The sequence below is a fragment of the Streptomyces sp. NPDC002776 genome (assembly GCF_053592195.1).
Genome location: NZ_JBSFVG010000009.1, coordinates 1 through 19,276, shown reverse-complemented (window position 1 = coordinate 19,276; position 19,276 = coordinate 1). Strand labels below are relative to the sequence as shown.

Here is a 19,276-nt window from a genome sequence, read left to right as displayed (position 1 = left end):
CCGCCGGAGCCGGTCCGGCGGGCCGATCCGGGGGTGTTCCGCCCGTTTTTCCGGACACGCGACCTCCACCACCCTCCCGGGACCGGGCCCTGAGCCAGGCTGACCCGGGAGGGGGACGGTCGTACTCGGGAAGCGAGGAACCCATGAGCACCCTGCCGGTCATCGCCGCGGTCGACGGCTCGGACGACAGCCTGCGGGCCCTGGACTGGGCCCTCGACACCGCCCGCCGCCGCGAGGCGCCGCTGCGCGTGGTCCATGTGCGGCAGTACGCGGCCTGGATGCAGGCCGACGTCCTCGTCGCGGGACCGCCCGCGGCGGAGGAGGACCCGGTCCTCGGCCAGGTACGCGCCCGCCTGGCCACCGTGCCGGAGCAGCCGGACACGGAGTACGTCGCCCTGGAGGGCGCCCCCAGCGCCGTACTGTCCGAACTGGGCGCCACCGCCCAGCTGCTGGTGCTGGGCTCCCGCGGCCGGGGCGGCTTCGCCAGTCTGATCCTCGGCTCCAACGGCATGGCCGCCGCCCGGGACGCCGAGTGCCCCGTCGTGGTGGTGCCCCGGCCCGGGCGCGAGGTCCACGAGGGCGTGCCGGCCGCACCCGGACCCAGAGTCGTGGTCGGCCTCCAGGTCGACAGCTCCGACGAGGCCGTCCTCGGCTTCGCCTTCGCCGAGGCCGCCCGGCGCGGGGCCCTGCTCCAGGTGGTGGCCGCCTACCCGTCCCCGGTCCAGATCTGGACCGCCGCCCCCGCCCAGATCGTGCCCCCGCCCGTCGACGACCGGGCCGTCGAGAACGAGACCCGCGCCCTGGTGGAGGGCTTCCTCGCCCCGCACACCGCCCGGTTCCCCGACGTCCCCGCCGAGCCGTACGTGGCCCCGGGCGACGCGGCCGGCCATCTCGTCGCCGCCTCCAAGGACGCGGACCTGGTCGTCGTCGGCCGCCACCGGCGCCGCCTGCTGGCCCCGGCCCGGCTGCTCGGTTCCGTCACCCAGGCCGTCCTGCTGCACGCGGCGAGCCCGGTCGCGGTCATTCCCCCTTCTCCGCCGGAGGAGTGACGGTGGCGTGCCGGTCAGAAACGCGGCGAACCGCGATCGTGCCGCACCCGCCGGACGGCACAGGGCCGCAACCCGGCAGCGCCCACGGCCAAGTAGCATGGGCGCATGTCGTTCCTCCGCCGCCGCAGCGCCACGCCCGCCGGGCCCGACTTCGACGTCCTGGCCATGGATCCGGGCGACTGGCCCGGCAATCTGGGCGCCGGGCTGCTGCCCGCCCCCGACGGCAGCTGCCAGGGCGTCTTCCTGCGCTACGACCTGTTCGGCGGCCGCGGCCCCGCGATGATCATCGGCAATCTGCCGGAGGGCTCCCCGGCCCGTGACATCGCCGAGGGAGAGATCCCCTTCGAGGTCGCGCAGCTGCTGCTGGCGCTGGAGAACGACGAGGAGATCACCGTCGTCGGCACCGAGGACGTGCCGGTGATGCAGGGCGACAACCTCCTGATCGTGCGCCGCCTCAAGCTCTCCGAGAGCCGGATCTCCTGCGTGCAGTTCGACCGCAGCGACAACGTCCTCGTCACCATCGCCGCCTGGGACCGCCCCATCACCGACGACCTCTACGCCCTGCTGAAGCCGCTCCCCGCGGAGCTGTTCCAGCAGGGCTGAGGGGCGGCTCGCTACCCGGCCGCGGAGCCGACCTCGACGTCCGCGGCCCGGACGAAGGCCACCCGGTGGCCGAACTGGATCTCGTAGTACAGCTCCTTGCCGGTCACCACCCGGTGCGCGGCCTCGTCGAAGGTGACGGCGTAGTAGTACTGGCCGGGCACCTTGTCCCCGACCACGTACTTCTGGCCCTTCGGCAGCCGGTACGGCAGCGGCGACACCGGCTGGGCGGGCACCCCCTCCGGATAGGCGGACGCCTCCGGATAGGCCCGCCCGTACACCGGGACCTCCTCCAGACCGTCCTTCGGTGTCACCACCAGGCCCGTCGCGTGCACGGCCGTCGGCTGCTTCGCCGGATTGTGGAACCAGGCCTTCTGGCCCAGGTACCAGATCGCCGTCCAGTCCCCGTCCCGCCCGGCGACCGCGTACTGCTGCCCGGTGGAGACCCGCGAGGACAGATCGTTGACCCCGGTGGACGGGGTCCTCCCCAGGCCGATGTCCTTGATCAAGGGGTACGACGTCCCCGGCCCGGAGTACAGCCGGACCGCGCTCGAACCATGGGGCGCGCAGGGCTCGCCCGCCGTCGTGCAGCCCGTGTACGCGGGCCGGTGCTCGGCGTAGTCCGGGCGGATCGTCACCATGCCGCCCTTCTTCCCGGCGGTCGGTGCGAACGGCCGGCCGAGCAGCTCGAAGTAGTGCTGCCAGTCCCAGTACGGGCCCGGGTCGGTGTGCATGGTCCTGATCGTCGCGGCGGTCGGTCCCGGCACCGTGTCATGGCCGAGGATGTGCTGCCGGTCCAGCGGGATGTCGTACTTCTTGGCGAGGTACTTCACCAGCCGGGCCGAGGAGCGGTACATCGCCTCCGTGTACCAGGCGTCCGGGTTCGCCAGGAAACCCTCGTGCTCCAGGCCGATCGACTTGGCGTTGACGTACCAGTTGCCCGCGTGCCAGCCGACGTCCTTCGCCTTCAGATGCTGGGCGATATGGCCGTCGGTGGAGCGCAGGGAGTAGTTCCAGGAGACGTAGGTCGGGTCCTGGACGAGCCGGAGGACACCCTCCCAGGCGCCTTCGGTGTCGTGCACGACGATGTAGTCGATGCTCTGGGACTCCGGCCGGTTCCCCAGGTCGTGGTTGCCGTAGTCGCCGTCCCCGAACTCCTCGTACGGTGCCGGGATCCACTCGCAGGACACCGACGCCGGGCACTCCGTGTCACCGGCGGCCGGGGCGCGCAGCGCGGCGTCCTCCAGGGTCGCGGTGTCGGGCGCCAGGTCCGGCCGGGCCGCCACGGAGACCTGCTGACCGGCGTCCGTGCGGCGGGCGCCGCCGGTGCGGATCACGTCGTAGACGTCGTTCGCGTACGCCGCCGCCGTGGCGCGGTCGTCGGCGCCGGAGAACAGGGCCACCGCGCCGTACCAGTCCGCCGGGTCCGCGCTCGCCGGTTCGCCCAGGCTCCGCTGAGCGGCGGCGAGCAGCGCGGCACCGCCCGCCACATTGGCGGCGGGGTCGGTGCGCAGCCGCTCCGGGCTCAGGCCGGTCAGCTCCGCCGCTCGCGGCAGCGTCCGCAGCCGCGCCGGGATCTCACCGTCCTCGGGGATCCGCTCCTCGGGGACGAGGGGGGCACGGGCCTCGTCACCGCGGGCGTCCTCCGCGCCCTCGCTGTGATGGGCCGCGCCGGCGAGCGCGGTCCGGGCGTCGGTCAGATGCATCGGGCCGTAGCCGCCGGTCACACTCGGCGCTCCGGCATGCGTGTCCCAACGGGACTGGAGATAGGAGACGCCGAGGAGCACGCTCCGCGGCACGTCGTACTGGGCGGCTGCGGAGGTGAACGCCGACTGCAGGAGCAGCGCGGGCGACGGGGCCGGGGCGGGGGCCGCGCCGAGCAGCGGGAGGACCAGGGCGGCGCAGGCCACCGGAGCGGCGGCTCTCTTCAGGGCGGTGACGGATCGTCGCAATGCAGCCTCCTGGGACGGTGTGGCGCGATGAGCCGTGCGGGGCCGGGCAATGCGTCCGTGGTACCGGCCTGCCGACGATCCGTCAATCATGCCCAGGGGCAGGGGAAGAGGCGGGCATACGAAGGTCCGCGGTGCGCCGCCGCTCAGGGCGCACCGCGGACCGCCGTCCCCCTCAGCGAGTGCCGACCGCGGCCCGTACGGCCCGTCGGGCCATCTGGCAGTCGTCGTGCAGCCGCCTGAGCAGCAGACGCTGTTCCTCGCCGGACGGCGCGGCACCCGGGTGGGCCGTGCCCGGTGCCGCCGGGGCCGGGTCGTGCATCGACCGCTGCACGGCCGTCTCGTAGGTACGGATCTCGCGGGTCAGTACCAGCATCAGATTCACCAGGAACGCGTCCCGTGAGGCCGGACCCGCCGACTGGGCGATCTGGCTGATCTGCCGGCGCGCGACCGGTGCGTCCCCGAGGACCGACCAGAGGGTGGCCAGGTCGTATCCCGGGAGGTACCAGCCCGCGTGCTCCCAGTCCACCAGAACGGGACCGGCCGGGGAGAGCAGGATGTTCGACAGCAGTGCCTCGCCGTGGCAGAACTGGCCCATGCCCTGCCGGCCCGCCGAGTGCGCGATGCCGTGCAGCAGCTTCTGCAGGTCTCCCATGTCCCGGTCGGTGAGCAGCCCCAGCTCGTGGTAGCGGGAGATGCGTGCGGCGTAGTCCAGCGGGGCGTCGAAGGTGCCCGCCGGCGGACGCCAGGCGTTCAGGCGGCAGATCGCGCCCAGGGCCGCCCTGACATCCGTGCGGGGCGGGGCCTCGGCGGGGTGCCGCTGCAGGGCCGCCACGCGCCCCGGCATCCGCTCGATGACCAGCGTGCAGTTGTCCGGGTCCGCCGCGATCAGCCGGGGCGCCCGCACCGGGGGGCGGTGCCGGACGAACGAGCGGTAGGCAGCTATTTCGTGCCTGATCCGCTCGGCCCAGACCGGCGAGTGGTCCAGTAAACATTTGGCGACGGCCGTGCTGCGTCCTGTCGTCCCCACGAGGAGCACGGACCGCCCGCTCCGGCGCAGGACCTGGACCGGAGCGAACTCCGGGCAGATCCGGTGCACCGACGCGATGGCCGTACGCAGCTGGGCGCCCTGAGGGCCGGACAAGTCGAGTCTCCCGCTGAGCGGTTGGGTGCCGAGCCCCGTGGCGCGGCGGGTACGGCCCGTACCGATGACGGGGGCCGCCGCCGAGCGGGCGGGGTCGAGGTAGGGGCCGCTGCCCGCCGGGCGGGGGTACAGCGTCCGGGGCGGGGCGGACACGGAGGACGATGCTGTGTACATGGGCGAAACAGATCCCTTCGTGTGCCTTCACTGCCTGTTCTGCGCAAGCGCGCTACCCGGCCCGGCCGCAGGAGTGCACCCTGGGGAGTGCGCCCTTTGCAGAGCGGCGACCGGGTCGGGGTGGCGCGTTCCTACCTGACACCCGATGCCCAGTGGCACACCATCTGGCGCACCCTGGCGAACCCTGGCGAATAGTCGCCCGGCAACTCTCCCCGGGCTACTGTCAACTCAGCCGAGAACCTGGGGGCTTGACGTGAACGGACAACCCAACTCCCGCCTAGCGGACCTGTTCGGCCTGGCCGGCTGGTCCAAGGGTGAGCTCGCGAGGCTGGTCAACCGGCAGGCGGCGGCCATGGGCCACCCCCAGCTGTCGACCGACACCTCGCGGGTGCGGCGTTGGATCGACATGGGAGAGATCCCGCGCGATCCGGTGCCGCGGGTGCTGGCGGCTCTGTTCACCGAGCGACTCGGCCGTGTCGTGACCATCGAGGACCTCGGTCTGGTCCGGCACGGGCGTGCGGGGAAACGGCAGGGCGGCGGGAGTGTGGAACATCCCGACGGCGTGCCGTGGGCGCCCGAACGGACAGCTGCGGTCCTCACCGAATTCACGGGAATGGACCTCATGCTCAACCGACGCGGCTTGGTGGGCGCGGGTGCCGCGCTCGCCGCGGGATCCGTACTCAGCAGCGCCATGCACGACTGGCTGCTCTCCGATCCGACTCTCAAGGCCGACGCTCCCCGATTCGACGATCCCCTGCACGCCGACCCCGCTGGGTTCGACCGCTACGAGGCCGCCCCCATCGGGTCGCAGGAGATCGAGGAACTGGAGCGTTCCGTAGAGGTGTTCCGTGCCTGGGACGCCGCCCGCGGTGGCGGGCTGCAACGCAAGGCGGTCGTGGGACAGCTCAACGAAGTGGGCGGCATGCTCGCCTACCGGCATCCGGACCACCTCCAGCGGCGCCTGTGGGGCGTCGCCGCCAATCTCGCCGTCCTCGCGGGCTGGATGTCGCACGACGTCGGTCTGGAGCCCACGGCGCAGAAGTACTTCGTCATCGCCGCCCACGCGGCCCGTGAGGGCGGCGACCGGCCCCGCGCCGGGGAGGCGCTCTCGCGAGCGGCTCGCCAGATGGTGCACCTGGGCCGGCCCGACGACGCACTGGACCTGATGAAGCTCGCCCAGTCCGGCTCCGGCGCCGAGGTGCTGCCGCGGACCCGGGCGATGCTCTACACCATCGAGGCCTGGGCCCAGGCATCGATGGGCAAGGGCCAGGCGATGCGCCGCACCCTCGGACAGGCGGAGGACCTGTTCGTCTCGGACAAGGGCGATGTGCCGCCCCCGAGCTGGATGCAGACCTTCAAGGAGGCGGACCTGTACGGCATGCAGGCCCTGGCCTACCGCACGCTGGCGGAGTTCGAGCCGCAAGCGGCCGTGCACGCCCAGCACTACGCGGACAAGGCGCTGTCCCTGCGGGTCGACGGGCGGCAGCGGTCGAAGATCTTCGACTTCCTGTCCATGGCCTCCGCCTGCTTCATCGCCGACGACCCCGAACAGGCCGACCGTTACGCGCGCCTCGCGCTGGTGTCGATGGGATCCAACTCCTCCCACCGCACCTGGGACCGGCTGCGTCAGATGTACCGGCTGACCGCCGAGTACTCCAGCTATCCGAAGATCCACGAGCTGCGGGAGGAGATCAGAGTGGCCCTGCCCAAGCCGGCGAAGGGCGGTAGCAGCGCACGGGCATAAGAGGACGGCACGGGTACAGGGTCCCGTGCGCTCGATCCCTTCTCACATGTTCCGGCTCACATGACCTTGGCGACCAGCACACAGGCGTCGTCCGCGCGCTGGGTCGCGCCGAACTCCTCCATCACCATCCGCACGCAGTCCTGCGCGGAGTGCGCCGCGTCGAAGCGCGGAGCCAGGTCGAGGAGACGGTCCGACGCGTCGGCTCCGTCCTGCCCGGGCACCAGTCCATCGGTGTGCAGGAGCAGCAGGTCGCCGTCGGCCAGGGTCACTTCGGCCTGGTCGTAGGAGGCGCCGGGGGTGGCGCCCAGCAGGACGCCCTCCGGTGCGGCCAGTCTGCGCCCCGTCCCGCCGCGGAACAGCAGCGGGGCGGGGTGTCCCGCCTGTGCCCAGACCAGGGTGCGGGTGGCGGGCCGGTAGCGGCAGCAGACGGCGCTGCCGAGGGCGGGCTGGACGGTGGCGTCGAGTAACTGGTTGAGCCAGGACATCAGCTGGCCCGGCGCGGTGCCGGCCATCGCCATGCCGCGCACGGCACCCAGCAGGGTCGCCATGCCCGAGGCCGCGGCCACGCCTTGGCCGGTGAGGCCGCCGACGCTCAGCAGCGTCTCGCCGCTGGGCAGTTCGAGGGCGTCGTACCAGTCGCCGCCGATCGGCGAGCCGTTGGTGGAGGGCAGGTGGCGGGCGGCGAGGTCCAGGGTTTCCGGGCCCTGGTGCGGGAGTCGCAGGGAGCCGCGCCACGGCGGCAGCACAGCCTCCTGCAACTCGACCGCCAGCCGGTGCTCGGTCTGCGCGCGGTGCCGCTGGCGCTGGAGCGAGTCACGGGTCTCGCTCACCTCGCGCTGGCTGCGGCGCAGTTCGCTGACGTCCCGCAGCACGGCCCACATCGAGGCGGTGCTGCCGTCGGCATCGAGCACGGGTTCGCCCATCATGTGGACGGTCCGAACCTCGCCGCCCGGGCGGACGACGCGGAACTCCCCGTCGATCGGCTTGGCGTCGACGAGGCAGTCGGTGACCATCGAGGTCAACCGCGGCCGGTCCTCGTCGAGGACCAGGGAGGGCAGTTCGTCCAGGGTGAGCGGGGGAGCGGAGGCGTCCCGGCCCAGGATCTGGTACAGCTCGCCGGACCAACTGGCCTCGTCCGTCAAAAGGTTCCACTCGGCGCTGCCGACGCGGCTGAGCAGCGATGCGCCGGGCGGGGCGGGAGGCGCGGACTCGGGGGCCGCGGGCGTCGCCGATGCGGTGGGCACCGGCGGCGGCCCCTCCCGGAGCTGGGCCAAGTGGGCGTCGAGGTCGTCGAGTTGAGTGAGGGCCAGGTCGTACAGCGCGCGCTGCCAGCGTTCCTCCGGGTCCGAACCGTCACCGGGCGTGTCCCGGCGTACCGCGTCCACGTCGCCCTTGAGGCGTCGCGCCTGCGTTATCAGCGCGTCGACCGAGCCGCGTCCGGGCGGCTGGGCGGCTGGGCGGTCCGCAGAGAGATGGGACGGCATGACGCACTCCGGTGGAGGGGACGGTACGACCAGATTGACGGAGGGGACCGTTACGACTGTTGCACAGCCCGAGACGCGCTGTAAGGGATTCGGCAACACCCGATCCGGTGGTGCTTCTGGCATATGCCAGTGTCTTCACGGGCCGGTCACGCCATGCCGATGGTGTACTGCTCGGACGGGTCAAGTCGTAGACACAGTACGTGGTTTGACGGGGCGTCGGGCCGACGATGAGGCGCCCACCCTCGTGTTCGACGGCAGTCTGTTCGAGGGGTCCCGCATCTCTCGCGGGGGCTTCGGGTGGCTTCGTACGGGTAAGGCGAAAATGCTCCGCCTGAGCGTGACGCAGGTCACTCGAGGGGATCCGGCTCAGGGGTAATGCGAACGGCGTCTGCGAGGTCTTAAAGACATCCCGGCTTTCGCCGGTCCGACCTCATCGATCACCACGGGGGAGATCGTTATGGACGTCACCTTGGAGCAGCCTGTCCGCGCTCGTCTCATCACCGCCGACGAGGAGACGCTGCCCGCTCCCGCCACGCTCCGGTACAGCTCGGCCGACCCGCTGGCCGTGCACATCGACTTCCCGTCCGAGGTGTCCCTCGACGGCGAGGGCGTCACCTGGACCTTCGCCCGCTCGCTGCTGGCGGAGGGGCTGCACGGGCCGGCCGGAGCCGGGGACGTGCACATCTGGCCGTGCGGTCCGGCCCGTACGGTGCTGGAGTTCCACTCGCCGTACGGGCTGGCCCTGTTGCAGTTCGACACCTCGGCGCTGCGCCGCTTCCTGGCGCGCAGCTGCGCGGTCGTCGCCGTCGGCCAGGAGGACGTCGGGTCGGCCGTGGACGAGGGGCTCAGCGCGCTCTTCGGGAGCGTCTGACCCGGCTCAGTAGCGCAGGATGCCCGCGATGCCGGGGGCGTCGTCCAGGGTGCCGTCCGGTACGAAGCGGACGTCGGCGCCGGTCTCCAGGCACTGTTCGACGATCTCGTCCACGATGTCCTCGCGGGCGTCGAGGTCGCCGCTGTCGGCCGGGACCAGGTGGTCGCCGGCGTCGTCGCGGACGGTCGCGCGGTAGTTCTCCTCGACCGCCAGCAGCCGGACCCGGCCTTCGCGGGCGCTCTGCCAGACCTCGTCGAGACCGGCCGCGTACGCCTTGCGGCCTCGGGCCGTCTCCAGTTCCCGGGCCACCTCGTCGTCGGTTTTACGGCCGTCGGCCGCGACCATGGGCCGTACTGCCTGCCACACCGCGTCCGGGGTCGCGTGCGAGAGGCCGCCGTGCCGGACGTGGACGGCGTCCTTGGTGACGCTGCCGACCTCGTCGAGCAGGGACAGCGCGGCGGTCTCGCCCGTGACGTACAGCGGGCGCGGATCGTCGCGCAGCAGCCTGCCGATCGCGGTGTCGGTCTCCCGCAGGAAGTGCCGGGTGCCCTCGTCGCGGAAGGTGCTCGGCAGATCGCCGATCCGCTCCTGGCGCTCGGCGTCGAAGTTGTCCGTGCTCCGGGTGAGCGGGAAGCCGCCGACGTGTTCCTCCACCACCCGGTCGGTTCCGCCGCTCCACAGCGCGACCCGGTCGGCGGAGACCGAGAGCACCCAGAACGGCCGCTCGGCGGCCTGCGCCGAGACGAGGTTGCGGGTCAGGAAGGTGTCGGAGAGGACCACGCGCTCGGGCACCGGGCGCGCCAGCGACCACACCTGGTGCTCACCCGGCGCGGCGAAGATCGCCAGGCCGTCCTCGGCGTGCGTCAGGTCGACCTCGGTGAGCGCCTCCTCCAGCTGCCGGACGACGTCGATCCGCCGTTCCCGGCTGACCGCGGGATCCGCTTCCAGCCGCTTCTTGGCGTCGGCCACGACATTGCGCAGCCGGACCGCGTCCTGGGCGTTGTCGGGTTCCCTGCGGTGCGTCGGGGTCAGCACGGACACCGCGGGGTAGGGGCGCGGGCGGCGCAGCTCGGCGAGTGTGGCGGGACTCAGTGCATGCTCCATGACAGCACGATAGGACTGATTCGCGAAGAGGGCATGGGGGGGCAAACTGGACGGGTGTTCCGGGCATTTCACCGCTAACCTCGCTCAGGTCACCGCGACGGCGCCCTGGGACACCGCGCACAGCGTTTCCGTGCCCTGGCTGTCGACGGTGATCAGATCGCAGCGGCACACGACCCGGGTACGGCCCGCGCGGACCACCTCCGCGTGCGCCCGCAGGAGTTCGCCCTTGGCCGGGCGCAGGAAGTCGAGCGTGAGCCCGGAGGTGGTCAGCCGGGGCCCGGCCACGGTTCCGGCGGCGAAGGCCGTCGCGTTGTCCGCGGCATAGCCGAGCACTCCGCCGTGGACGTACCCGAACTGCTGCAGGAGCTCGTCGCGGATGTCCAGTTCCAGGGTGGCCGCGCCCTTGCCGAACGCCGTCAGGCGGGCCCCGAGCAGGGTGCTGAAAGGCTGGGCGGCCAGTACTTTCCTGGCCGATGCCAGGTCCAGGGACTCGGTCATGAGAACCTCACTTCAGTAGTGAAGTGAGGGTGGCGCGGGGATGTCGCCTCTGTCAAGATCGGACCATGTCCGAGCCCGATCAGCGCCTCTACTTCCTTCTGCAGCGAGCGGCGCACCGGCTGCGCACCACCGCCGACCGGCGCTGTGTGGCGGCCGCCGGGATCACCACCGCCCAGCTCGGCGCGCTGTTCGCCGTCGAGGACCGGCCGGGCATCACCCAGCAGCAGCTGGCGCGCTCGCTCGGCCTGCGGGAGTCGGCCGTCACGGGCCTGGTGGCCCGGCTGACCACGGCCGGGCTCCTCGGCAAGCGGGCGCACCCCAGCGAACACCGGGCCGTGGTGCTGGAGTTGACCGACGCCGGGACCGCCGCCCTGGGCGCGGCCCGCCCCGAGATCGACCGCTTCAACGCCGAGCTGCGGGAACTGCTCGGCGACGACGGCTTCGGCCGGACCGCGGCCGCCCTGCACCGGATCGCGTACCAGGAGGACTGAGCGGGCCGCCTCACTCCTCCCGCGCCGGCCCGCAGGAACTGCCGTTCGCCGGCAGGGAGCCGTACAGCAGGAACGCGTCCACCTTCTCGTGCACGCACTTGGACGAGGCGTACCCGGTGTGGCCGCCGTCGCGGTTGTCGAGCACCACGGCCGAGGGACCGAGGCGACGTGCCGTCTGCGTGGTCCAGCGGTACGGCGTCGCCGGGTCGCCCCGGGTGCCGATCAGGAGCATCTTCGGGCCGTCCAGGTCCTTGACCTCCTCGCGGATGAAGTCGGTGCCCTTGGGGCGGCCGTAGCACATCAGGACCTCGGTGAGCCGGTAGCGGCCGAACACGGGGGAGGCCCGCTCGTACGCGGCGCGCAGCCGGTCGAGGTCGCGGGTGATGTCCTCGGCGCTGGGCCGGTCGGGATCGTCCGCGCAGTTGATCGCCATCAGCGCCGCGGGGAGGTTGTCCAGGGGGACGTCCTCCGTGTCCACGAGACCGCTGTGGCCGTCGTCGTCGCCGTTGCGGCCGGGCACGGTCATACCGCCGGAGGCGAAGCCCAGTACGCCCCGCGTGTCGCCGTCCTCGACCAGGGAGGTCAGGGCGCGCTGCAGCGACGGCCACAGGTCCTCGCTGTACAGGGCCTGCCCGATGGCGCCCACCAGGTCCTGGCCGGTGAACTCGTCCCCGAAGTCCGTCGGCACGGGATCCTCGTCCAGCGACTCCACGAGCCGCTCGACCTCCTCGCGCGCGGTGCGGACGTCCTGTCCGAAGGGGCAGCCGATGTCCCCGGCGCACCAGTCGACGAACTCCTCCAGCGCCTTGTGCTGCCCCTGGGCGCCCGCCACGCCCTGTTCGGTGAGCGGCTCGGTGAGGGTGTCCACGCCGTCGAGCACCATGCGGCCCACCTTGTCGGGGAACTGTTTCGCGTAGACCGCGCCGAGCCGGGTGCCGTAGGAGAAGCCGAGGTAGTTGAGCTTCTTGTCGCCGACTGCCTGGCGCATCACGTCGAGGTCCCGGGAGGCGTTCACGGTGCCTATGTGGGGTAGTACGGGCCCGGAGTGCTTGGCGCACGAGGCGGCCGTGGCGCGTATCTCCTCCAGGACCGCCTGCGGATCGGCGTCGAGTTCGGTGCTGTCGTCCGTCGAGTCGGCGGTCGCCTCGGCGCCGTCGCCGCAGCTGACCGGCGAGGACCGGCCGACGCCGCGCGGGTCGAAGGTCACCACGTCGTAGTCGTCGGTCAGGCCCATGAAGTCCTTGCCGCCGTAGGCGAGCTGGTCGACGCCCGCACCACCGGGACCGCCGAAGTTCAGCAGCACCGAGCCGCGCGCCTCGCCCGTGGCCCGGTAGCGGGCCAGTGCCAGGTCGAGCGTCCCGGCCTTCGGGTCCGCGTAGTCGAGGGGGACCGTGACCTTGCCGCACTGGAGGTCCTTGGGCGCCTCCATGCCCTGGCACTTCCCCCACGCCACCTTCTGACGGTAGAACCGCGTCAGATCCGGCTCGTCACCGTCGGCCGCGGGCAGTCCCAGGCCGAGCACGGTCAGCCCTACGGCCGAGATGACGGCGAAGTGCCGCAGGGCGGGCCGTTTCGACAGCTTGCCCAGCATCGATGCCTCCACGGGCGCCCGTCGGCGGACCGGGATCCGGCGCCCTCGATCACGATAAGCGGCCCTCCGGGGCTCCGCCTCCGGGGCTCCGCCTGCGGGCGAGCGGGAACGCCCGGGCAGGCTGCTGTCCGTGCTCCTCGACGCCCGTTGCATGCGCATACGCAGCAGTGAATCCACATACAGCAGCTTTGCCGCTAGTTCGATAACCCTGCCACTCGATGGGGTGAAAGGCCGATTAGCCATAACTCCGATGGTTCGCCTGCGTTTAATCCGGTGCGGGTGAGCGCCCGCGTCCATCTCTGGAAGGCAGGGAACCTATGAAACGGGTTACCCGAAACGGTGTGATCGCCGTCGCCGCCGTGTCCGGTGCGATGGCTGTGACGATGCCCGCGCAGGCCGACTCCGGGGCCGACGGCGCCGCGGTCGGCTCGCCCGGAGTGATCTCCGGCAACACCATCCAGCTCCCGGTGCACGCCCCGGTCAACGTCTGCGGGAACACCGTGAACGTGGTGGGGCTGCTCAACCCGGCCGCGGGCAACACCTGCGCCAACACGAGCGCGGGCGACGAGCGCGGCGCACCGGGCGGAGCGTCGGCGCGGGACGGAGCGTCCGCTGGAGGCGGAGCGTCCGCGCGGGGCGGCGGAAAGGATTCGCCGGGTGTGGTCTCCGGCAACGGCGTGCAACTGCCGGTCCAGCTCCCAGTGAACGTCAGCGGCAACAGCGTGAACGTCGTCGGCCTCGGCAACGCGGCCGTCGGCAACGAGTCGGAGAACTCCTCCGGCGGTCGCCCCGTACGACCCGACCGCCCCGCGGAACCGGCACCCGGGCCGCCCGCGCCGCCCCGCGCGCAGCCGGGCCCGAAGCCCGCGGCGGAGGTCGCCGACCGTCCCGGGGCCTCGCTCGCCCACACCGGGGCGGACCACACCGTCCCCGCGATGGCGGGCAGCGCCGCCCTCGTCCTCGGCGGCGCCGTCCTCTACCGGCGCTCCCGCGTCCGGACGACGCGCTGACGCCGAGCGCGCCAGGCCCCACCGGGCGCGCGACCGGTGGGGCCTTCGCCGTGCTCAGCGCGCGACGCCCGTCAGCAGCACCATTCCGGAGCCGCCGTAGTCCGGCAGCGTCGGGTCCGAGTCGATGCGGGTGACGGTGAGCTCCCGGGTCAGGGGCGCGAACACCTCGGTGACCCGGTCCGGGTCGATCGGGCAGCCGGGCCAGCGCGAGGCGGGTCCGATCCGGTACGTCGGCATGTTCTCCATGAACGCCGCCACCAGATACCCGCCCGGTGCGACACAGCGCACGAAGGTCCGGCAGAAGGCGGTGAACTCCGCGAAGTCCTCGGTGGCGCCCTCGGCGACGAAGTGCATGGACGCCAGACCGTAGGTGTCCGGCGGCAGGTCACGGACGTCCGCGTGCACCACGTACACCTGGGCCAGTGCCTGCGCCGGGGTGGGCGGCACCGCCGGGTTGAGCCGGCGGCACAGGGCGTGGAAGGGCAGCCAGCTCGCCTCCGGGCCGCACAGGATCTGCCGTTCCAGATAGGCGATGTTCCCGGCCCCGGCCTCCACGGCCTCGATCCGGCGGCTCACGGCGGCGGCGAGCATCAGCGGATACAGGTTCGGTCCCGCCCCGAACTCCACCGAGCGGGGCACCGATCCGGGGGGCAGCCGCCGGTAGAACGCCGAGTGGTGGGCGATGACCGCCGCATCCGAGGGGTGCACCTCCCGGTAGTTCTCGGCGAGGTAGTCCGCGACCGGCCAGCGGTTCCAGTCCACGTCGTCGTTGTGTGTCGTCATGGCCGCACCGGTCCCTGTGCCGCCGCGCCGCGCGGCGCGGGAGGGGCCCGGCCGTCCATCCGGCCGAGGCCTTTCCCGATCGTAGGCAGCGTCGATCCGGCCCTGCATCTCGGCGGGAACGCGCCCCTGCTCAGCCCTGTCGGCGGTGGAAGCGGACGTGCAGGGCGCGCACCTCGTCCACCAGCTCCGCCACCGGGCCCTCGACGGTCACGTCGGGCGCGACCTCATGGACCGGCAGCGTGCGCACCGGCGGGGCGGGCACGCCCAGCTCGTTCAGCCAGGAGCCGAGCTGCTCGCTGGAGGCGACGTAGACGATGCGGCCGAGGCCTACCCAGGCGTGGGCGGCCGCGCACATGGGGCAGTGCTCACCGGAGGTGTAGACGGTCGCCGCCGCCCGCTCCTCGGGGGTGAGGTGCGCAGCCGACCAGCGGGCCAGTTCGAACTCGGGGTGCCGGGTGCGGTCGCCGGAGGCCACCCGGTTGTGGTCCTCGGCGAGCACCGAGCCGTCCGCCCCGACGAGCACCGAACCGAACGGCTCGTCCCCGGCGTCAAGCGCCTCGGCCGCCAGCTCCACGCAGCGGCGCAGGTACGGCAGTTCGGCTTCCTTCACGGCCATGGCGTACGACCCTTCTCGCGCAGGTGATCTTCCTGCGCACCCTACGCCCGGCCGTCCGTTGCCAGACCCTGTCGTGAGAGTTATAGTCTCTAACGAAAGCGACAGCAACTAACTCACCTCTCGAAGGGGTCAGCCATGACCGCCACCGCACGCTCTCTGCACGTCGTCCTAGGCTCCGGGCCCGCCGGAACCGCGCTCGCCCGGGAACTGGTCCGCCGCGGTCACCCGGTGCGGCTCGTCGACCGCAAGGGGGAGGGGCCCGCCCTCGACGGGGTCGAGCGGTTCGCCGCCGATGTGTCCACGGCCGAGGGCGCGCGGTCCGCCGTGACCGGAGCCGCCGTGGCCTACCACTGCGTCAACGTCGGCTATCACCTCCAGGTCGAGGTGATGCCCCGGATCCAGGAGGCCGTCCTGGCCGCCGTCGAGACCGCCGGTGCCCGCCTGGTGGTGCTGGACACGCTGTATCCGTACGGCGAGACCGGCGGAGCGGTGATGACCGAGGACTCGCCGTGGCAGGCCACCACCCGCAAGGGGCGGATGCGGGCCGAACTCGACGAGAAGTACCTCGCCGCCCACCGGCAGGGCCGCGCCCGCGTCGTCCTCGGCCGGTCAGCCGACTTCGTCGGCCCCGGCGTACTCAACTCCACCCTCGGCGGTGCCGTGTTCCCGGCCGCGCTGACCGGCGGTGAGGTGCCCGGTCTCGGTGACATCGACCTGCCGCACAGCTACACGAACATCGAGGACGTGGCCGCCGGGCTCGCGACCCTCGGCGAGCGGCCCGAGGGCGACGGCCGTGTCTGGCACCTGCCCACGGCGCCCGCCGTCAGCACCCGCGAGATCCTCACCATGATCGAGAAGCGGGCGGGCAGGCCGCTGAACATCGTGCCCGTGCCCGAGGCCCGCCCCTTCGGCCCCTTCGACGAGGAGTTCATGGCCGAGTACGCGGAGATGTTCTACCAGCACACCGAGCCGCAGATCATGGACTCCTCGGCCTTCGAGCGGGCCTTCGGCACGGCCCCGACCCCCCTGGCCGAGACCATCGACGCCACGGTGGCCTGGTACGCCGAATGGCTCGGCCGGCTCTGATCGGCGGGGTCGAACCGGGCAGGGCGGCCGCGATGCCGTTCCCTTCCGGGCGCTGGCGATACTCGGGCGTATGAAGGAACATGCGCTGGACGGCGGGGCCGTCAACAGGGTCGTACGGGTGGGAGCGACGGTCCGGCGCGAGCCGTCAGCGGGATCGGCGTACGTGCGCGGCCTGCTGGCCCTCTTCGAACGCCACCGGTGGCCGGGCGCCCCGCGCTTCCTCGGCACCGACGAGCGGGGGCGGGAGGTCTTCGACTTCATCGAGGGACGCGCGGCGGTGGGCCCCGAGGAGCGGGCCGCGGCCCGCACGGACGCCGCCCTGGTGCGGACCGTCCGGCTGGTCCGGGAGTTCCACGACCTCACTCACGGCACGCCCCTGGCCGGCGACCGGGACGTGGTCTGCCACAACGACCTCGCCCCGAAGAACACCGTCTACGACGGCGACGGCAGGCCCAGGGCCTTCATCGACTGGGACCTCGCCGCGCCGGGGGAGCGGGTGCACGACGTCGCCCATGTCTGCTGGCAGTACCTCGACCTCGGCCCGGCCGTGACCGACGTGCCCGAGGCGGCCCGGCGGATCGGGCTTGTGCGGGAGACGTACGGCGAGGGTGACCTCGACGGCCTGATCGACACCGTGCTGTGGTGGCAGGACCGGTGCCGACGGGGCATTGAGGCCGGTGCCGAGCGGGGGGAGGAGGCTATGGTCGCCCTGCGGGACCAGGGTGTGGTGGAGCAGGTGCGGGCGGCTCATGACTGGGTGGCGGACCATCGCCGGGAACTCGGTTGAGCGCTCCGGGGCGGACGGGGGGGGGGGTCAGCGACCCGGCGGGGTGACTGACCGCGGACACAGGGCGCCGGCCGGCCCGTGTCGTCACGGACCGGCCGGCGCGTCCTCCTTCTGACTCTCGTTCCTCACTTCGTGGCTCTACGGCCTTCGTGCCTCTACGGCCGGGGGACGCTCTTCGCCGCCGTACCGGCGCACACCAGGCCGAGGGTCAATGCCAGGGCGCCGATGATGATGTTGTTCCACACCACGCCCGCGTCAGGGCCGTCCCCGACGATCCACGGCGAGACGATCATCCAGACGCCCAGCGCGCACATGGCCCAGCTCAGGCCGTACATGCGCTCCGGGGCGCGGGTGAACCCGAGGGCCAGGAGGCCGATCGCGATGCCCATGACCAGATTGTGCGGGACGAGGTCCGGCTGGCTGGTCGTGTAGTGGACGACCCAGGGGGATACGGCGCAGTACAGACCGAGCAGGAACACCGGTCCGTCCACGAGCGCCACATCACGACCGCCGAGCATGCGGGCGTACCGATCCCGCATCTCGGGTGCATCCGGGTGGCTGGTCATGTCACCTCTGGTGGGCGAGACATTGGCCATCACTCGTCTCCTTCGACTAGGCCTGACCGCGTCCGGTGCGGTGTACGGACAGTGCCGCTTTTCTGCAGTCTGCGCTTATTCTTCCCTTATATGTAGAGGTGGGAGGGGGGAAGGTCGAACACGGGAATGATCTGCGGACCGAGATGGTTGGCCTATGCATCAATACGTCGATCCTCAGCGAGGCACCGTGAACCACCCCGCCGACACCGTGGCGCGACTGCGCGCCGCCTTCCGCACCGGCCGCACCAAGCCCGTCGAGTGGCGCGTCACGCAACTGCGCCGACTGCGCGCGATGCTCACCGAGAACGCCCCGGAGCTGGCCGCGGCCCTCCGTGCCGACCTGGGTAAGAGCGCCACCGAGGCCCAGCGCACCGAGATCGGCTTCACCGTCCGAGAGATCGACCACACCCTTGATCACCTCGACGGCTGGCTGCGCCCCGAGCCCGCCCCCGTCCCGGACCACCTCGGAGCCGACGCGCGCGCCTGGACGCAGTACGACCCGCTCGGCGTCGTCCTCGTCATCGCCCCCTGGAACTACCCGGCGCAACTCCTGCTGACCCCGCTCCTCGGCGCCCTCGCCGCGGGCAACGCGGTCGTGGCCAAGCCCAGCGAGCTGGCCCCGGCGACCTCGGCGGTGCTGGCCCGGCTGCTGCGGGAGTATCTGGATCCGGAGGCGGTGGCGGTCGTCGAGGGCGGGGTTCCCGAGACCACGGCCCTGCTGGCCGAGCGCTTCGACCACATCTTCTACACGGGCAACGGCACGGTCGGCCGCATCGTGATGCGCGCCGCGGCCCAGCACCTGACCCCGGTCACCCTCGAACTCGGCGGCAAGTCACCGGCGTTCGTCGACCGGGACGCGGACCTGAAGGTCGTCGCCGACCGGCTGGCCGCGGGCAAGTTCCTCAACGCGGGGCAGACCTGCGTGGCGCCCGACTACGTCCTCACCGACCCGGCCACCGCCGCCGCGCTGGAACCCGAACTCGTCCGCGCGGTGGAGTCGTTGTACGGCACCGACCCGGCGGCCTCCCCCGAGTACGGCCGTATCGTCAACGAACGGCACTTCGACCGGCTGAGCGGGCTGCTCGACTCGGGGCGGGTGGTCGTGGGCGGCTCCGGTGACCGCGCGTCGAAGTACCTCGCGCCGACCGTGCTGGCCGACGTGGACCCCGCCTCGCCGGTGATGAGCGAGGAGATCTTCGGCCCCATCCTGCCGATCGTCACGGTTCCCGGCCTGGACGAGGCCATCGGCTTCATCAACGACCGCGACAAGCCGCTCGCCCTGTACGTCTTCACCGAGTCGGACGAAACGCGCCGGCGCATCGCCGCCGAGACGTCGTCCGGCGGCCTCGGCCTCGGTCTCCCGCTCGCCCATCTCACCGTCTCCGACCTGCCGTTCGGCGGGGTGGGGGAGAGCGGCACGGGCAACTACCACGGCCGCTACTCCATCGAGACGTTCAGTCACCGCAAGGCCGTACTGGAGAAGCCGCTGACCTGAGGTGCGGACCTTGCGGACCTCAGGTGCGGATCAGCTCCTCACCAGCAGACCGCGGCTGCGCAGCACCCAGCGCTCCAGCGGGCTGAAGATCAGCAGGTCGATGGCGATACCGACGAGCAGGATCAGGAAGATGGCCAGGAACACCTGGGACATGCTGGCGTTGTTGCGGCCGTTCTCCAGCAACTGGCCGAGCCCGACGCCCAG

18 protein-coding genes and 1 pseudogene are annotated in these 19,276 nt (G+C 72.1%); 9 read left to right on the top strand and 10 right to left on the bottom strand.

Translation table 11 applies throughout. The annotated features are described in order from the left end of the window. Positions 1-143: 143 nt before the first annotated feature. Both ACWD11_RS19295 and ACWD11_RS19290 read left to right on the top strand, forming a co-directional pair. Positions 144-1,049: a universal stress protein gene (locus ACWD11_RS19295; RefSeq protein ID WP_451284298.1), complete on the top strand. Its 906-nt coding sequence runs from the start codon at positions 144-146 to the stop codon at positions 1,047-1,049. Positions 1,050-1,154: 105 nt separating this feature from the next. Beyond that, positions 1,155-1,652, top strand: coding sequence for a hypothetical protein (locus tag ACWD11_RS19290; RefSeq protein WP_250072606.1), 498 nt, complete (start codon positions 1,155-1,157; stop codon positions 1,650-1,652). 11 nt (positions 1,653-1,663) lie between these two features. Here the strand turns inward: ACWD11_RS19290 and ACWD11_RS19285 are convergent, their stop codons facing one another. Both ACWD11_RS19285 and ACWD11_RS19280 read right to left on the bottom strand, forming a co-directional pair. Then, a complete protein-coding gene (locus tag ACWD11_RS19285) occupies positions 1,664-3,601 on the bottom strand; it encodes an N-acetylmuramoyl-L-alanine amidase (protein WP_451284296.1) in 1,938 nt (645 codons plus the stop codon). A gap of 172 nt (positions 3,602-3,773) precedes the next feature. Further along, complete coding sequence (locus ACWD11_RS19280; protein WP_451284294.1) at positions 3,774-4,916, bottom strand: aminoglycoside phosphotransferase family protein; 1,143 nt, start codon at positions 4,914-4,916, stop codon at positions 3,774-3,776. Positions 4,917-5,169: 253 nt separating this feature from the next. Here ACWD11_RS19280 and ACWD11_RS19275 point away from each other — a divergent pair, with 253 nt between their 5' ends. Continuing rightward, entirely contained in the window at positions 5,170-6,660 is a 1,491-nt protein-coding gene (locus tag ACWD11_RS19275) for a DNA-binding protein NsdB (protein ID WP_451284292.1), read from the top strand. A 56-nt stretch (positions 6,661-6,716) separates the two neighbouring features. Here ACWD11_RS19275 and ACWD11_RS19270 read toward each other — a convergent pair whose 3' ends face one another. Then, a complete protein-coding gene (locus ACWD11_RS19270) occupies positions 6,717-8,144 on the bottom strand; it encodes a PP2C family protein-serine/threonine phosphatase (RefSeq protein ID WP_451284290.1) in 1,428 nt (475 codons plus the stop codon). A 457-nt stretch (positions 8,145-8,601) separates the two neighbouring features. Here ACWD11_RS19270 and ACWD11_RS19265 point away from each other — a divergent pair, with 457 nt between their 5' ends. Continuing rightward, positions 8,602-9,015 (top strand): SsgA family sporulation/cell division regulator, encoded by a 414-nt coding sequence (locus ACWD11_RS19265; protein ID WP_389417953.1) that lies wholly within the window; start codon positions 8,602-8,604, stop codon positions 9,013-9,015. A gap of 6 nt (positions 9,016-9,021) precedes the next feature. On the opposite strand, the gene ACWD11_RS19260 is transcribed toward ACWD11_RS19265, so the two are convergent. Both ACWD11_RS19260 and ACWD11_RS19255 read right to left on the bottom strand, forming a co-directional pair. After that, positions 9,022-10,119, bottom strand: coding sequence for a baeRF3 domain-containing protein (locus ACWD11_RS19260; protein ID WP_451284288.1), 1,098 nt, complete (start codon positions 10,117-10,119; stop codon positions 9,022-9,024). An 84-nt stretch (positions 10,120-10,203) separates the two neighbouring features. Further along, the gene (locus ACWD11_RS19255; protein ID WP_451284286.1) at positions 10,204-10,617 is read right to left on the bottom strand and encodes a PaaI family thioesterase; all 414 of its coding nucleotides are present in this window, start codon (positions 10,615-10,617) and stop codon (positions 10,204-10,206) included. A 65-nt stretch (positions 10,618-10,682) separates the two neighbouring features. Between ACWD11_RS19255 and ACWD11_RS19250 the strand changes: the two genes are divergently transcribed. Further along, positions 10,683-11,108, top strand: a complete 426-nt coding sequence (locus tag ACWD11_RS19250; protein WP_451284284.1) for a MarR family winged helix-turn-helix transcriptional regulator — start codon at positions 10,683-10,685, stop codon at positions 11,106-11,108. Between the two features lie 10 nt (positions 11,109-11,118). On the opposite strand, the gene ACWD11_RS19245 is transcribed toward ACWD11_RS19250, so the two are convergent. Beyond that, positions 11,119-12,699 carry an alpha/beta fold hydrolase gene (locus ACWD11_RS19245; RefSeq protein ID WP_451284282.1) on the bottom strand — a complete coding sequence of 527 codons (1,581 nt, stop codon included), beginning with the start codon at positions 12,697-12,699 and terminating at the stop codon, positions 11,119-11,121. Positions 12,700-13,016: 317 nt separating this feature from the next. On the opposite strand from ACWD11_RS19245, the gene ACWD11_RS19240 reads away from it, so the two are divergent. Then, a complete protein-coding gene (locus ACWD11_RS19240) occupies positions 13,017-13,709 on the top strand; it encodes a chaplin (protein ID WP_451284280.1) in 693 nt (230 codons plus the stop codon). A 54-nt stretch (positions 13,710-13,763) separates the two neighbouring features. On the opposite strand, the gene ACWD11_RS19235 is transcribed toward ACWD11_RS19240, so the two are convergent. Further along, positions 13,764-14,492, bottom strand: coding sequence for a class I SAM-dependent methyltransferase (locus ACWD11_RS19235; protein WP_389417959.1), 729 nt, complete (start codon positions 14,490-14,492; stop codon positions 13,764-13,766). A gap of 130 nt (positions 14,493-14,622) precedes the next feature. Continuing rightward, positions 14,623-15,108: a nucleoside deaminase gene (locus tag ACWD11_RS19230; protein WP_451284278.1), complete on the bottom strand. Its 486-nt coding sequence runs from the start codon at positions 15,106-15,108 to the stop codon at positions 14,623-14,625. A 135-nt stretch (positions 15,109-15,243) separates the two neighbouring features. Between ACWD11_RS19230 and ACWD11_RS19225 the strand changes: the two genes are divergently transcribed. Together ACWD11_RS19225 and ACWD11_RS19220 are read left to right on the top strand one after the other, a co-directional pair. Continuing rightward, positions 15,244-16,194 (top strand): SDR family oxidoreductase, encoded by a 951-nt coding sequence (locus tag ACWD11_RS19225; protein WP_451284276.1) that lies wholly within the window; start codon positions 15,244-15,246, stop codon positions 16,192-16,194. Positions 16,195-16,264: 70 nt separating this feature from the next. Next, complete coding sequence (locus tag ACWD11_RS19220; RefSeq protein WP_451284274.1) at positions 16,265-16,981, top strand: phosphotransferase; 717 nt, start codon at positions 16,265-16,267, stop codon at positions 16,979-16,981. 155 nt (positions 16,982-17,136) lie between these two features. Here the strand turns inward: ACWD11_RS19220 and ACWD11_RS19215 are convergent, their stop codons facing one another. Next, positions 17,137-17,577: an SPW repeat protein gene (locus ACWD11_RS19215; RefSeq protein ID WP_451284272.1), complete on the bottom strand. Its 441-nt coding sequence runs from the start codon at positions 17,575-17,577 to the stop codon at positions 17,137-17,139. 154 nt (positions 17,578-17,731) lie between these two features. Between ACWD11_RS19215 and ACWD11_RS19210 the strand changes: the two genes are divergently transcribed. Beyond that, positions 17,732-19,072: an aldehyde dehydrogenase family protein gene (locus ACWD11_RS19210; RefSeq protein WP_451284270.1), complete on the top strand. Its 1,341-nt coding sequence runs from the start codon at positions 17,732-17,734 to the stop codon at positions 19,070-19,072. Between the two features lie 30 nt (positions 19,073-19,102). Here the strand turns inward: ACWD11_RS19210 and ACWD11_RS19205 are convergent. Continuing rightward, positions 19,103-19,276, bottom strand: a pseudogene (locus ACWD11_RS19205) (ABC transporter permease); the annotation flags it as partial.